The following is a 15268-nucleotide window of genomic DNA, read 5'->3' on the forward strand; positions in this document are numbered from 1 at the left end:
TTCTTCGGATAAGTTATAACATAATATTGTCTAACTACGTCTAAGAGGTGCAAATACAGAAAAAAATATCTAGCTTTTGTCTAGGTGACATGATATAATATACTAATGTCTAGCCCATTTTCCTTGGTAAGTGGGTTATGAAAAGTAAACTTAACAATTCGGCGTGCGTAAAAGCAAGTGCCATTATACTTTAAAAAGTTTGGTATATGAAAGCATATACTTTGCTATATTTTAAGGAGGACTTAACAAATGAGTTTTAAGGTGGATGATTTAGGAAAGAATATGGTAAAGCTAACAATAGAAGCGACAGCAGAGGATTTTGACAAGGCAATTGAACAAGCTTACCAAAAAAATAAGGGCAAAATGAATGTACAGGGATTCCGTAAAGGAAAAGCACCACGTGCAATCATCGAAAAGATGTATGGTGTAGGTGTATTCTATGAGGATGCTGCTAATTTTATTATCCCAGAAGCTTATGAGAAGGCTATTGAAGAAAGTAAGTTAGAAGTTGTAGCTAGACCAGAAATCGATGTTGTTCAAGTTGAGAAAGGCAAGCCTTTTATCTTCACCGCTGAAGTAGCAGTTAAACCAGAAGTAACTCTTGGTGCATACAAGGGAGTAGAAGTTCCAAAGTCTGACATCGAAGTAACAGAAGAAGAAGTTATGGCTGAGCTTGATAAGGTGAGAGAGCAAAACTCCAGAACAATTACAGTAGAAGATAGAGCAGTAATGGATAAAGATGTCGTAACTATTGACTTTGAAGGTTTTGTAGATGGCGTTCCTTTTGAAGGTGGAAAGGGAGAAGATTATGCGTTAACAATCGGTTCTCATTCCTTTATCGATACATTCGAAGATCAGTTAGTGGGTAAGAGCATTGGTGAGGACGTAGAAGTTAATGTTACATTCCCAGCGGAATACCATGCAGCAGAGCTTGCAGGAAAGCCAGCATTATTTAAAGTAAAAGTAAAAGAGATTAAGGCGAAAGAACTTCCAGTAGCAGATGATGATTTTGCACAGGATGTTTCCGAGTTTAATAGCTTAGAAGAGTATAAAGCTGATCTTAAGAAATCTTTAACTGAGAAGAAAGAAAAGGCAGCCAAAACTGCGAAGGAAGATGCGGTAGTTGATAAGGTAGTAGAGAATGCAACTATGGATATTCCAGATGCAATGGTAGATTCTCAGAAGCGTCAGATGGCTGAGGATTTTGCTCAGAGACTAAAGATGCAAGGTCTTACTTTAGAGCAGTACTTCCAGTTCACAGGATTAAATCCAAATACATTTATGGAGAACCTCGGACCACAAGCTCTTAAACGTATTCAGAGCAGACTTGTATTAGAAGCAGTTGTTAAGGCTGAGAATATTACAGTATCAGAAGAAGAAATTGATAAAGAACTTGCAGAGATGGCTTCCGCTTACCAGATGGAAGTTGATAAATTAAAAGAGTTAATTGGCGAGAAGGAAAAAGAACAGATCGTTATGGATATGGCAGTTCAAAAAGCCATTGATCTTGTAGCAAGTGAGGCAAAGGAAGTTTAATCAAGGCGATTTCACTCTTTGCAATTCATATGGGCTGTTGCTGAAAGCGTGTTGCTAAAGCAGCAGCCTGTTGTTCATGAAAGGAAAGGTGACGGATATGAGTTTAGTACCTTATGTAATCGAGCAGACAAGCAGGGGAGAGCGCTCCTACGATATTTATTCCAGACTGTTAAAGGAAAGAATTATTTTCCTTGGAGAAGAAGTTACTGATGTTAGTGCAAGTGTTATTGTGGCTCAGTTGTTATTCTTAGAGGCAGAGGATCCTGGCAAGGATATTAGTTTGTATATTAATAGCCCTGGTGGTTCTGTAACAGCAGGCATGGCTATTTACGATACGATGAATTACATTAAATGTGATGTTTCCACCATTTGTATTGGTATGGCAGCTAGTATGGGAGCTTTCTTATTAGCAGGCGGTGCTAAGGGTAAGAGATTTGCACTTCCAAATGCAGAGGTTATGATTCATCAACCATCTGGCGGTGCGAAAGGTCAGGCAACTGATATTCAGATTGTTGCGGAGAATATCTTAAAGATTAAGAAGAAATTAAATACAATTTTAGCGCAAAATACAGGTAAGCCACTGGAAATAATTGAAGTGGATACTGAGAGAGATCACTATATGTCTGCAGAAGAAGCGCAAAGCTACGGTATTATTGATAGTGTGATTGCAAACAGATAAATTTATTGGATTCATGTAAAACCTAACATGTTGGTATAGCATGTGTACGAAGAGAGGTGAACAGATTGGCAAATAGAACAGAAGATAGAAAACAGGTTAGATGCTCCTTCTGCGGAAAGTCTCAAGAACAGGTGCGAAAACTTCTTGCAGGACCTGGTGATGTCTATATCTGCGATGAATGTATTGAGCTCTGCTATGAGATAGTAGAGGAAGAATTCGATGATGATGTAGCGGAGTCTGCATCCGGTATTAACCTCTTAAAACCGAAGGAAATTAAAGAATTTTTAGATCAATATGTGATTGGACAGGAAGAAGCGAAAAAGGTTCTGTCTGTATCCGTTTATAATCATTATAAGCGTGTATTATCAGAGAAAGATTTAGATGTTGAACTGCAGAAGAGTAATATTCTGATGATTGGACCGACTGGTTCAGGTAAAACCTATGTTGCACAGACTTTAGCAAAAATCCTTAATGTACCTTTCGCCATTGCAGATGCAACTGCATTGACAGAGGCAGGTTATGTTGGAGAAGATGTGGAAAATATTCTGCTCAAGATTATTCAAGCAGCAGATTACGATATTGAACGAGCACAGTATGGTATTATCTATATCGACGAGATTGATAAGATAACACGTAAGTCAGAGAATACATCGATTACAAGAGATGTATCTGGCGAAGGAGTTCAGCAAGCACTTTTAAAGATTTTGGAAGGATCCGTGGCTTCCGTTCCACCACAAGGTGGGAGAAAGCACCCTCATCAGGAATTTATTCAGATTGATACTACGAATATATTGTTTATCTGTGGTGGTGCATTTGATGGATTAGAGAAAATCGTGGAAGCCAGAATCGGGCAGAAGTCCATTGGATTTAATGCTGAAATTGCACATGGTCAAAAGGCAAACATCGGTGAGTTATTCCGTCAGGTGTTGCCACAAGACTTGATTAAGTTTGGAATGATTCCAGAGTTTGTAGGGCGTGTGCCAGTGACTACTGCTCTTGATTTATTAGATGAACAGGCTTTAGTACGAATTCTAACGGAGCCAAAGAATGCTATCACGAAACAATATCGCAAGTTGTTTGAGTTAGATGGTGTCGAACTTGCTTTTGAAGAGGATGCGCTGAAAGAGATTGCGAAGCGTTCCTTTGAACGTAAAACAGGTGCAAGAGGATTACGTGCAATTATGGAATCTGTCATGATGGATTCTATGTTTAAAGTACCAACGGATACCAGTGTTCTTAAATGCATTATCACTAAGGAGGCTGCTCAAGGGAAAGAAGAGCCTAAGTTGGTAACTGCCGAGAATGGACAGCAACGTAAGATTGCTCAAAAAAAGGTAGCAAAAAAAAGCAATAATGAAATAGCTTAGTTATGAGATCGTATAACTTATCAGAAGATGCAAAGCAGATTCTGATAAAAGGTGCACCTTTTGCACCGTAAATCCGATAATATAACTAACATGAAGAAGTCTGTCGGCGAATTCTAATCAGATAGCTGGCAGACTTTTGTTAACAGAAGTGTGAAAAGAAATTCTAAGGCAACATGACTAGAGTGAAAGATTTTTAATCTTTCACAGTTTACTAAGAGGCATGTTATCAAGTGTAAATGATTGAAAATTTTATAGTTTGTTTTAATTCATAGTTTTGGAGGTATTAATGAGTGAATATACGAGACAACTGCCCGTGGTGGCTCTAAGAAATATGGCAGTCATGCCCGGAATGTTGATTCATTTTGATGTTAATAGAAAAACCAGTATTGAAGCAATTGAGGCAGCAATGCTAATAAATCAGCAGGTACTACTTGTTTCGCAGATTGATGCAGAAACCGAAAACCCTACGATAGAGGACTTGTACCGTGTAGGGACAATAGCAGAAATCAAACAAATGATAAAACTTCCTGGAAATGTAATACGTGTTTTAGTTACCGGATTGGAACGAGCAACCTTAGATTCCCTAGTATCGGAGCAACCATATCTAAAAGCGCAATCTACATCCATGGAAGCAGAGCTTCTTAACTTAACTGAGGCAGAAGAAGAAGCAATGGTTCGTGCGCTTAGAGATCTATTTGAAGTATATATCGCTGAAAACAATAAGTTAAATAAGGATATCATTCGTCAAGTGGAAGCATCCAGAGAAATAGAAAAAATGGTGGAACAACTTTCGATTCATATTCCTATGACGTTAGAGGATAAGCAACTTTTGTTAGCGGCAAGCGATTTGATGGAACAGTATGAACGCCTATGTGTAATCTTAGCGGATGAGATAGAAGTCATGCGAATAAAAAAGGAGCTTCAGAATAAGGTTAAGGATAAAGTTGACAAAAATCAGAAAGACTACATAATGAGGGAACAACTAAAGGTCATTAAAGAGGAACTTGGTGAAACGAGTTCTGTTTCCGATGTTATGCAGTATCAAGAGCAATTAGAACAATTAACCGCAAGTGATGAAGTGAAAGAGAAGATAAAGAAAGAAATCGAACGATTTCAAAATGTTGCTGGAAGTAACTCAGAAAGTGCTGTTGCAAGAGGATATGTTGAGACTTTACTTGCGTTACCTTGGGACAAGGTTAGTGAAGATTTTAAAGACCTAGCCTATGCAAAAGAAGTACTAGAAACAGAGCACTATGGGTTAAAAAAGGTAAAGGAACGTGTTCTTGAGTTCTTAGCCGTACGTCAGTTGACGAAAAAGGGTGATAGTCCGATTATCTGTCTTGTTGGTCCTCCAGGAACCGGAAAAACTTCGATTGCTCGTTCGATTGCCAAAGCTCTTAATAAAGAGTATGTCCGTATAAGTCTTGGTGGTGTCAGAGATGAAGCTGAAATAAGAGGACATCGTAGAACCTATGTAGGTGCTCTTCCTGGACGTATTATTACAGGGCTTAAGCAAGCGAAGGTGAAAAATCCTCTAATGCTTCTTGATGAAATTGATAAGATGAGCTCTGATTATAAAGGTGATACAGCGTCAGCTATGTTAGAGGTACTTGATTCCGAACAGAATTGCCATTTTGTAGACCACTACGTGGAAATCCCGGTTGACCTATCGGAAGTGTTGTTCCTTGCAACCGCAAATTCAACGCAAACAATACCGAAACCTCTCTTAGATCGTATGGAAATAATCGAGGTGAGTTCTTATACAGAAAATGAAAAATTCCATATTGCTAAGAATCATTTACTTACCAAGCAAATAGAAAAGAATGGTTTGAAAAAGAGCCAGATTAGTTTCTCAGAGAAGGCGCTTAGAAAGATAATTAGCGATTATACAAAAGAAGCTGGAGTTCGTAGTTTAGAGCGTAAGATATCGGAAGTTTGTAGGAAATGTGCCAGAGAATTATTAGAGCAAGAGTCAGAGCAGAATCGTGATCTTAAAAAGAGGGCAAAAGGAAATCCACGTACGAAGAATCAGAGTCTTAATGAAGTCGCAGCTACTTTAGAGATGGGTGAGGTTAGTGTAATAACAAAGCCATCAAAGATTAAGGTGACAGAAAAGAATATCACCACTTACCTTGGAAAGCCAAAGTATCGAAATGAAATGGCGAATCAAAAGGATGAAGTTGGAATTGTATGCGGTCTTGCTTGGACGAGCGTAGGTGGAACTACCTTACAGATAGAAGTAAATTCGTTACCAGGAAAAGGTGCTATTATATTGACAGGCCAGATGGGGGATGTGATGAAAGAATCTGCCCAGCTTGGAATCAGCTATATTCGATCTATTGGTAAGGAATATCAGATCGCAGAGGATTATTTTGGGAAGAATGATATTCATCTTCATATTCCAGAAGGTGCTACTCCAAAAGACGGTCCGAGTGCAGGTATAACGATGGCTACAGCAGTGCTATCTGCGATTACTGGGAAAAAGGTACATTCCAAGGTTGCAATGACTGGAGAAATAACACTTCGTGGTCGTGTATTACCAATTGGCGGACTAAAAGAAAAGCTATTGGCTGCAAAGAATGCGGGAATTAAGAAAGTTATAATACCTGAAAAAAATAGACTGGATTTTGAAGAATTAGAGAAAGAAATAACAGATGGTATGGAAGTAATCTGTGTTACTTCGATGGAAGAAGTATTAAAACATGCGCTTGTGTAAAACCTTAAAATATGACTTTCATAGTTGTTTTTATAAAGAGTTAATTTAAGATAGAAAAATAAATATAGTTATAAGGCTGCTTGTAAGTGAATTTCATGATAAGTTCATGCTATTACCCAGATATCGAAAAGTTAGCATAAACGATAAGGTAAGAATAGTTCTTTTGTTCTAACGATAGATCAATGATTTGTCAATATGTTAAGTCACACAACAAGTAGCCAGGAAATGAGGCAAATTATGAATGTAAACCAAGTAGATTTGGAAACGGTATGTGGAGTAACCAGTATTTTACCGGTGAATACACAGCCAGAATTTGCTTTTGCTGGAAAATCTAATGTGGGGAAATCTTCGTTAATTAACTCGTTGATGAATAGAAAATCTTTTGCAAGAACATCTTCACAACCAGGAAAGACGCAGACAATTAATTTTTATCACATCAATGATAAGTTATATTTTGTAGATCTCCCGGGTTATGGTTATGCAAAAGTATCTGCGGAGTTAAAAGCAAAATGGGGTAAAATGATTGAGAAATATCTTAGAACGTCAACACAGTTAAAAGTGATATTTCTTTTAATTGATATTCGGCATGAGCCTTCTGCAAATGATAAAGATATGTATGAATGGATTGTTCATAATGGATTTGAACCAGTGATTATAGCAACAAAACTAGATAAAATCAATCGTAGCCAACGAGACAAGCATATAAAGATGGTACGAACTGGGCTGTGCGCAGGGGCTAATACTAAAATCATGCCATTTTCCTCTCTCTCCAAAGAGGGAAGGGATGATATCTGGAGATGCATTGAACAGTATTTAGAAGTCCCAGAGACAGTAAGTGAGTTATAATCGATGTAGGTCTTAACTAATGTCGAATGATTAGGTAGGGAGGATATCGTAGCACAAAGGTGATACGTTATCCTTCTTTTTATACAAATGTAAGCGATTACAAAAAATACAGATTTTTTGCTACTGCTTCTTAGTTTTTTTATTGAGATTTCGTTTATTAGACTTTTACCATTGCTATAATTGATGTAAGTGATTACAATGTCTTATAGGAAGAAGACGTACTATAACGTACAAAAAGTGTGTGAAAAGAGATGTGAGCTATGCGAATGAAGGAAAACAGAGACTATTTACTTAAGGGAACCTTATGGAAAACAATATTAATGTTAGCCATACCAATCGTCGTGAACAATTTTATTCAAACGATGTATAATCTTACAGATTCCTACTGGCTTGGTAAAATTGGTACGGACCCACAATCAGCCATTACGGTAGTGACTCCGATTCAGAATATCATTGTTAATTTTGGTTCTGGTATTACTGTAGCTGGTGCAATTTTAATATCACAGTACTTAGGAGCCAAGGATGAAAAGAATGCAAAAACAATGGTAGGACAGTTATTTGCTTCTTGTATGATATTTTCGGTCGCTTGTTCAGCTATATGCTTTTTATTAACTCCAGCTTTGGTTGGATGGCTAGCAGGTGGTGAATCGTTTTATTCCATGGCGGTTACATATTTAAGAATTGTAATATTGGATATGCCATTTTTATTTACCATTAATATCTTTACTGCCGTAAATCAATCGCAGGGAGATACTGTAAAGCCAATGTTTTTAAATCTTTTTGGAATTATATTAAATATGATTTTAGATCCTCTATTTATGATAGGATTTGATTGGGGCATCGCAGGTGCAGCATTAGCTACATTATTAGCGAAGGTTCCTTGTGCGTTAATTGCATTATATAGTCTATGTAATAATAAAAAATCTCTTTATATAACCAAAGAAAGTTTAAAAATTCAAAAGGATAAGCTAAAGTCAATTGCAAAAATAGGTTTGCCTACTGCGATTGGTGGAAGTACCATGCAACTAGGATTTCTCTTGATGACTTCCAATGTAATTAAATATGGTTCCACTGCGGTAAGTGCATACGGAATAGGAAACCGTGTGAATGGATTAATATCAATGCCTGCAAATGCTATGGGTTCTGCAGTTGCAACCATTGTTGGACAATGTGTCGGTGCTAAAGATCAGGTTAGAGCTCAAAAAGCTTATTTATTGGCAAGAAGAATAGCAGTAATTTTCTTATTTGTTGGTGGATTGATATTATCACGAAATGCTGTTTCAGAACCGATTGTGCGTATTTTTAGTGATGATCCTGAGGTAATACGCTTAGGCACGGACTTTCTACAATTGATGGCTTTTTGGTGCTTTACGAACGGTATTTATAATACAACCAACGGCTTGCATCAAGGTTCTGGTCATACCATGATTAATATGACAATTGATGCTACGAGACTATGGGTCTTTAGACTAGCTACATTATTTGTATGCGAACGTATCCTTCATATGGGTGTGGAAAGTATCTGGTATGCTGTTGTTGTAAGTAATGGAATATCAGCAGCAATTCTGTGGATTATTTACAAGATGGGGATTTGGAAAAGGCAAGTCATCTCCTAGCGGTTGCATTTTACTTAAGAAGTGCTATACTTAAAAGTGGCTACTAAATGAGTGAAACGCTTATTTGATAACCAAATAGTATGAAAGTACAAGGAAAGAGGGCTTAAGTATGTTTGGTTTTGGTGGAAGCACTGAAGAAAAAATGGAACATTTGGTTCAGAAAAAAGAATGGGATAAACTAAAGAAAAAATATTTGTATTCGGATGCTAATACACGAATATCTTTGGCGAAAGCCTGCTCAGAGGATAATTCGGATGAATCAGTCAATATAGTATTGGCAATCTTAGAAGGTGATGAGGAGGACGTAAAGCTTGCTGCGCTTTCTGCACTTGGAAAAATAGGAACTGATCATGTTACCTCAACGCTTCAACTGTTATTAGCAAAAGTACCATCGGAAAATTCAAAGTTACATGATGCGGTATTGGATACTCTGCATCAAATTCGTAATAAAAAATAAGTAGATAACTTTTATACTCCATAGGTTGGCCGAAGTAGTGGTCATACCCTATGGAGATTTTTAATAGTTGGATCAGATGAATAGATTTTAGAGCTGCATTGTAATTGAGAGTGATAATAGGTGCTATGCGATGAGGTATTAAAAAGAAGATTAGCTATCTTAATAAGGCTAATCTTCTTTTTATATAGTTAAATATAATATTGATAAAACGACTACCTCTAATAACATTCACAAAAATTTTAGAAGCCACTACTGTAACATCTTCTTCCCAAGTGCTGCAAGAGTCGTCTGATCCTTAGTTCCAATACCAAACTGAAATTGCATCGTATCAGTGCCATAGGATTTCACAATTTTGCATTGAATTAAGGTTTGATTTTTTATTCTGCATTCATAGGAAGCCATGGATTCTATTTCGGCATCTGCTCTAGCCTTTAACATAAGATTGGTATAGACTACTTTATCTTGCTTATTTCTTATTTTACAAGCAACAAAGTAAAGTCTTTCTTCATTCACTGCTTTTTGAACTTCTACTTGTTTCGTAATAACGACAGCTGATTTCTTATCTTCAGATACTGCTTCTGCTTGTGTATCTGCAAGTTGAAGACCATTTAAAGTTCCACGAATATAAGCAAGTTCGACTAATCTCTTCGCTTGTGGATCGTGTATTGAAGTAAAGTTTTTCGACTTTAAGTTTGTAGTAGACAGATCCGCCTCGGTAAAAGAAGAAACACCATTATTTTTGGCAACCATTTTTTGCATTTCAAACTGACTTTTAATTTTACTATTTTTCCATTCATACATAATAATTTACTTCCTTTTTTACTAATTATAACATGGAATTGGTAAATCACAATGAAATTAAGTGCTATAAGTTCACATGCTCTTCTCTTAAAGTTATTTGAACTGAAATAGTCTCTCTACCAATACAGTTAGATAACAGATGAGGAAATGTCCTTTCATCGTTTCGTCCTTTTGAAGATAGACTGGACGTGCATCAAGATCAGACTTCATTATCTTAAAGGATTCTTCGATCCTTCAAAGGTTATGGTATGTGTTATTGATATCTCTATCAGCCATTTCTGTTTCAGAAGTTATAAGCAGGTTGTAACCTGAAACTCGCAAATCCTTGTCAATGGCTTTTTGGTTGATTTTAATCGAAAGAAAAGTTTTGTTTTTCAAAGTTTTTCAAAGTGCTTTTCTTCAAAAAACAAGCCATATAGATACCTCATCGAATATAGCACTACTAATACTTATCTGCAATAAAAAAGCCTTATTTAAAGGCTAGTACAGACATTTTTATATTGATTTTAATCCTAAAGATCATAGCGTTAATTACTAAATATAGGTATATATGGAATAAGTTGACATATTATCCCGTTTATTATAAAATGAAATTATAAATTGTTATACCAATCATTTCTCATATTATTGAACACCTTAAAGAGAATCGTTGTTTTATTATTAATCATACTGTCTTTGTCTGCACCTAAAATTGTATCTGCACACATTTGTTACTATAATATTAAGGATGGAGTTAGTTTTGCTTATGTTGACAACGGTGATCATAATGAACACGAAAAAATAACTTATGATATTTAGAAATGTTCTTGTGGTGATTCAATTCGAACAGTCAGCCATTCCACCAATATTTCACATGTATTTACTTCGTATTCCTATACTGGATATAATTATCATTCAGGCACAAAACACACTTTTGAATATGCACGCTATTGTAGTTACTGCTCGCATAGAGATTCCTATACTTCTACAGTAAGCTGTAGTGGACCTCCATGTGTAATTCCATATAGCTTTATAGAATATTAAATTCTATTTACCCTAAAGGAAAAGAAAATTAACCATGAATAGTTTAAAACAGTTATTAAGACAACCAACACAATCTATGATTTGTATTATTATGCTGGTTTTATCTGGCACAGTTCTGTGCATGAGTATCGGCTTATATTATTCTGCTAATGTGACCATAAAGGAAGCAGGTTCTGTCTATACAACCATTGCCTTACCCACCAACCGTACAGTAAAAACACAAGAGATGGTTGGTGATAGAGTGTTCGAATCTGAACAAAGTGTTATAACCAGTGAGATTCGTGAATGGATGAACAGTCTGACTGATACAAACCCCGAAGTTAAAGGTGCATACCAGCAACAATTCATATCTGCCTATTCAGAGGGACTTCACACTTTGGTATCAGCGATGGAAGAGAGTAATTATTCTCACTCGAAAGATGAACCTTATAGAGATGCTGCTTTTGTGGTCACAATTGAAAGCTTGGATCATGATAAGACATCTCAAACAGTTGATGTTGCAGCGAAGATTAAGGAATCTCTATTATTACATGAAGGCTATATGCCACCTGAGGGATCTTTACACTTTACATATCGATATTTTTCTGAAAATGAATGGAACGACGCAAGTTTAGAAATAGACGGAACTTACCTAGTGTTTGGACAAAACTATGTAGATAGTGATCTTGCGCTTAGACAAGATATAGCGGAACGTTTTAAAATATCAATGAATGAAGTTGACTGGAACAACATCAACTATGATATTGAAGACTTCGTTACCGATTTAAAAGAACACGATTTTGATATAGGTAATGTTGCTGCTTTATATGAATATAATGAGAAATCTTCCACTCTCAGTATTACCGATCTAGAATCTATTAGATCAGCTAGGATGTCTGTGCAAAACCCTGCGAGTTTTTTGATGGGAGGACATACTGTTATCCATTCCGATGGAACAGTAGAAACTGTTGCTGCAACCGATGGAGAAATTAATGCTGTTACACTTCCAACGATTGCTAGATTGATGACAGATGTAGATACTTTCCTTAGTTCAGAAGAAGGAAAATTGTGGAGAGATGCGTTTAAACAGTACGAGATTACCAACCAGTCAGTCCCTGTACTTGGAACTGATCTGCTAGAAAGTATGTTTGAATTTCATCAAAACAGAGCTATAATCACGAGCGGTAGAAGTTTTACGAAAGACGAATATAAAAGTGGAAACAGAGTTTGCCTTATTTCAGAATCACTAGCCTTAGCGAATGACTTGAAGGTTGGCGATGTAATACCCCTAGCTTTCTATCAGGGATATGATTCATATCTGGAGAAAAACTATAATCCACCAGCGGATCAATACAGCTCTGTAGTAGGTTTTAGCACGGAGAGTGAGTCCTTCGAGATTATAGGTATCTATCGCCAATCTAATTTATGGGCAGACACCAGCTATACATTTACTCCAAACACTATTTTTGTTCCAAATAAATCCATAACCTGTGAAGCATATACGGATAACACAGGTATCTTTTATACCATAATTCTTAAAAATGGCAGTATAGATAAGATGAAAACATATCAAGAGACTCTGGGCTATCAAGATATTTTCTACTTTTATGACCAGGGGTATTCCCAAATTGAGGATACCTTGACGGACTACCTGTCAACTACACGTGTAATGCTGATTATCGGTATTACAACCTGGATTGCTGTACTGGTTTTATTCCATGCCTTGTATGTGACAAAATTGAAGCAGACAGCAGGTATGATGCTTTCCCTTGGTTCAGGTAGAAAAAATACTCTCATACATATCCTTACCAGTACCTTGTCACTTGTGATATTTGCTTCAGCAATCAGTGGAATACTAGGATATTCAATGCTGGGAAGTATCATAGATTATGTCTATAGTAATGCTTCAACACATGAAAGCATCAATACAACCTTCAGTGCTGCTATTACCTCAGATACCAATCTGGTGAGAGACTTGACCGTACAGAAGTTGCCGCAGATTGCGGTTTTCGTAGCTGTGGTGCAGATACTGGTATTTACTTTTGTTATATGGATTTATGGGCATTCTATTATGAAAAAAAGGCCGCTAAAACTAATGAGGAACAAGGAGAACTGACATGTTTATCGTAGAATATGCTATAAACAGAATGAAACGTGGGAGGAAGGGCTGTATCGCACTAATGATGTTAACCTTTTCTTTCGTGCTGTATCTTTGTATACTCAATAATACGCTGGAAAAAAAAGAGCATCAGTTGGATGACATTTACCAAAACCTTGATGTGGAATGTGTGGTATCTAATCTGCGGGGAACACAAACTGATAATCTTTATATAAAAGACTACATCGTATCTTTATTTCTTTCGGATGAGAGTACCTTTCTTGGAAAAAAAGATGTTATCCCCTTTTCCTCTTATGTGAAAAACTTGAAGTTTAAGCTTAACTTAAAGTATCAGTATCTTGTTGAAGGACAGGAAGTCTTTATTTCTAATCTAAGAGATGCAGATGACTTGATTGGGCTGACTCATCTTTCTACCGACAGCTTGATTGCGCAAGAAAGTAATGCGATAACATATTTTGAAAATTATTCGGAATCGTTATTTTTATCTGATGAATCGGTTTGTATTGTATCCGCTGACATATTTCAGACTTTGTCGAAAGACAAAGAAGGAAACTGCTATGTGCGTTTGGCAGTGGGTGACTCCGCATATAGTGAAGATATATTTGCTGAACAACGATTTAAGGTAGTCGGAACTTATGAAGGAGATAATCGTAATATCTATTGTCCTTGGGAAATTATTAAGGCACTCTCCATAAAAATTACTGGAATGATTCATACAGATAGTCTAAGTTTTAGTATAAAAAACAACCGACAGATTGATATCTTTAAGGAACTTCTTGCAAGATATTTTACAAACGTAGACATTACAGGTACCTTGACAGATTATGAAGCTTCTAATGTGCTGACTTATTATGAATATGCTATTACAGTATATGATGGTACTTTAAACAAGACGGTATCTAGTATCAAGGATAATATAAAGGTTTTAGAGATATTACAACCGGTTATCATTATGATGTCCTTCTTTATTGGTTTTCTATCAAGTTTTCTATTTGTCAGAAACCGAAAGCCTGAGTTTGCTGTCATGCGTTCTTTAGGGACTAAAAAAGGGATGGTATTTGGAGAAGCCTTTTTTGAGCAGTTTTTTTTAGGCATTATTGGCACCGCACTTGGATTAATTGTATATTACATGTCATATCATTTTGAAATAAGACCTCCTTGGGATAACATTGTTGCATTTTTACTATGTTATCTGTTAGGCTCTGGTGTTGTTATATTTTGGATTGTGAATGTAAAGGTTATGGCAATTTTGAAAGAAAAGGAGTAGAAAGATGGATATGATAAGCTTACAGCACGTGGTCTATACCTACCATAATAAATATCAGACAGTTAATGCAGTTAATAATGTTACCTATAGCTTTGTACCAGGGAAAATGTATGCTATTGTAGGAAAAAGTGGTAGTGGTAAAACAACACTGTTGTCTTTACTGGCTGGATTAGATTTACCGACACAAGGTGAAGTATTATATGATAATGCACCTACAAAAGAAATGGATTGTGACTTATATCGAAGAGACAAGGTAGCTGTTATCTATCAAAGCTATAATTTATTTCCTCTTCTTACGATATTGGAAAATGTCATGTACCCGTTACGTCTTAATAAGGTATCGAAAAAAGTAGCAGCGGGAGTAGCCATAAACAAGTTGAAATCAGTTGGTTTGGATGAACAGTATTTTAAAAGGCTACCATCTATGCTTTCTGGCGGAGAACAACAGCGGGTAGCAATCGCAAGAGCATTGGCAAGCAAGGCTGATGTGATTTTAGCTGATGAACCAACCGGCAATTTAGATTCCGAGAACGGAAAAAATATAATAGGAATTTTAAAACAATTAGCTCATGTAGATAACTACTGTGTTATCGTTGTAACCCATGATTTAACTATCGCTGACGAAGCTGATGTTATAGTCCGTATGGGTGATGGTAAAATACAAACCGAGTAAAGGAAACTGATCTTATTTTTTGGTATTTACTGAACGTGATTGAGGTATATGCGGAAAATGTTAGACTTAACGTTCGCAATTGCCAATGTGGAGAGATTTAAAAACCAGAGGATGGGATAATTATTCACTGCATATGTCAAAAATAATATTTTGTAATACTTAAGCAATAATCAAAAGACTATTTCGCTT

The 15268-nt window shown here is 36.4% G+C and carries 11 protein-coding genes and 1 pseudogene; 10 read left to right on the forward strand and 2 right to left on the reverse strand.

The window, feature by feature from the left end; all coding sequences use genetic code 11:
• Positions 1-249: 249 nt before the first annotated feature.
• The 7 genes from tig (at position 250) to CC92_RS0101585 (ending at position 9217) form a co-directional block, all read left to right on the forward strand.
• Complete coding sequence (tig, locus tag CC92_RS0101555) at positions 250-1536, forward strand: trigger factor (protein WP_029502172.1); 1287 nt, start codon at positions 250-252, stop codon at positions 1534-1536.
• A gap of 97 nt (positions 1537-1633) precedes the next feature.
• Complete coding sequence (clpP, locus tag CC92_RS0101560; protein WP_029502171.1) at positions 1634-2215, forward strand: ATP-dependent Clp endopeptidase proteolytic subunit ClpP; 582 nt, start codon at positions 1634-1636, stop codon at positions 2213-2215.
• A 65-nt stretch (positions 2216-2280) separates the two neighbouring features.
• Positions 2281-3582 carry an ATP-dependent Clp protease ATP-binding subunit ClpX gene (gene clpX / locus CC92_RS0101565; RefSeq protein WP_029502170.1) on the forward strand — a complete coding sequence of 434 codons (1302 nt, stop codon included), beginning with the start codon at positions 2281-2283 and terminating at the stop codon, positions 3580-3582.
• Between the two features lie 286 nt (positions 3583-3868).
• Positions 3869-6298, forward strand: coding sequence for an endopeptidase La (gene lon, locus CC92_RS0101570; protein WP_029502169.1), 2430 nt, complete (start codon positions 3869-3871; stop codon positions 6296-6298).
• Positions 6299-6535: 237 nt separating this feature from the next.
• Positions 6536-7144: a ribosome biogenesis GTP-binding protein YihA/YsxC gene (gene yihA, locus CC92_RS0101575; protein ID WP_029502168.1), complete on the forward strand. Its 609-nt coding sequence runs from the start codon at positions 6536-6538 to the stop codon at positions 7142-7144.
• A gap of 266 nt (positions 7145-7410) precedes the next feature.
• Positions 7411-8760, forward strand: a complete 1350-nt coding sequence (locus tag CC92_RS0101580; protein ID WP_242841324.1) for an MATE family efflux transporter — start codon at positions 7411-7413, stop codon at positions 8758-8760.
• A 109-nt stretch (positions 8761-8869) separates the two neighbouring features.
• Positions 8870-9217, forward strand: coding sequence for a HEAT repeat domain-containing protein (locus CC92_RS0101585; RefSeq protein WP_029502166.1), 348 nt, complete (start codon positions 8870-8872; stop codon positions 9215-9217).
• 249 nt (positions 9218-9466) lie between these two features.
• On the opposite strand, the gene CC92_RS0101590 is transcribed toward CC92_RS0101585, so the two are convergent.
• Together CC92_RS0101590 and CC92_RS23565 are read right to left on the reverse strand one after the other, a co-directional pair.
• The gene (locus CC92_RS0101590) at positions 9467-10018 is read right to left on the reverse strand and encodes a hypothetical protein (RefSeq protein WP_029502165.1); all 552 of its coding nucleotides are present in this window, start codon (positions 10016-10018) and stop codon (positions 9467-9469) included.
• A gap of 102 nt (positions 10019-10120) precedes the next feature.
• Positions 10121-10378 (reverse strand): annotated as a pseudogene (locus CC92_RS23565) (IS1634 family transposase); the annotation flags it as partial.
• A gap of 697 nt (positions 10379-11075) precedes the next feature.
• Here CC92_RS23565 and CC92_RS0101595 point away from each other — a divergent pair.
• Genes CC92_RS0101595 through CC92_RS0101605 form a run of 3 tightly spaced genes read left to right on the forward strand, consistent with a single transcriptional unit; the run spans position 11076 to position 15079 of the window.
• Entirely contained in the window at positions 11076-13136 is a 2061-nt protein-coding gene (locus CC92_RS0101595; RefSeq protein ID WP_029502164.1) for an ABC transporter permease, read from the forward strand.
• Position 13137: 1 nt separating this feature from the next.
• Entirely contained in the window at positions 13138-14406 is a 1269-nt protein-coding gene (locus CC92_RS0101600; RefSeq protein WP_029502163.1) for an FtsX-like permease family protein, read from the forward strand.
• A 4-nt stretch (positions 14407-14410) separates the two neighbouring features.
• Positions 14411-15079 carry an ABC transporter ATP-binding protein gene (locus CC92_RS0101605; RefSeq protein WP_029502162.1) on the forward strand — a complete coding sequence of 223 codons (669 nt, stop codon included), beginning with the start codon at positions 14411-14413 and terminating at the stop codon, positions 15077-15079.
• Positions 15080-15268: the final 189 nt, after the last annotated feature.

Source organism: Lachnoclostridium phytofermentans (genome assembly GCF_000733755.1).
Taxonomy (GTDB): Bacteria; Bacillota; Clostridia; order Lachnospirales; family Lachnospiraceae; genus Lachnoclostridium; species Lachnoclostridium phytofermentans_A.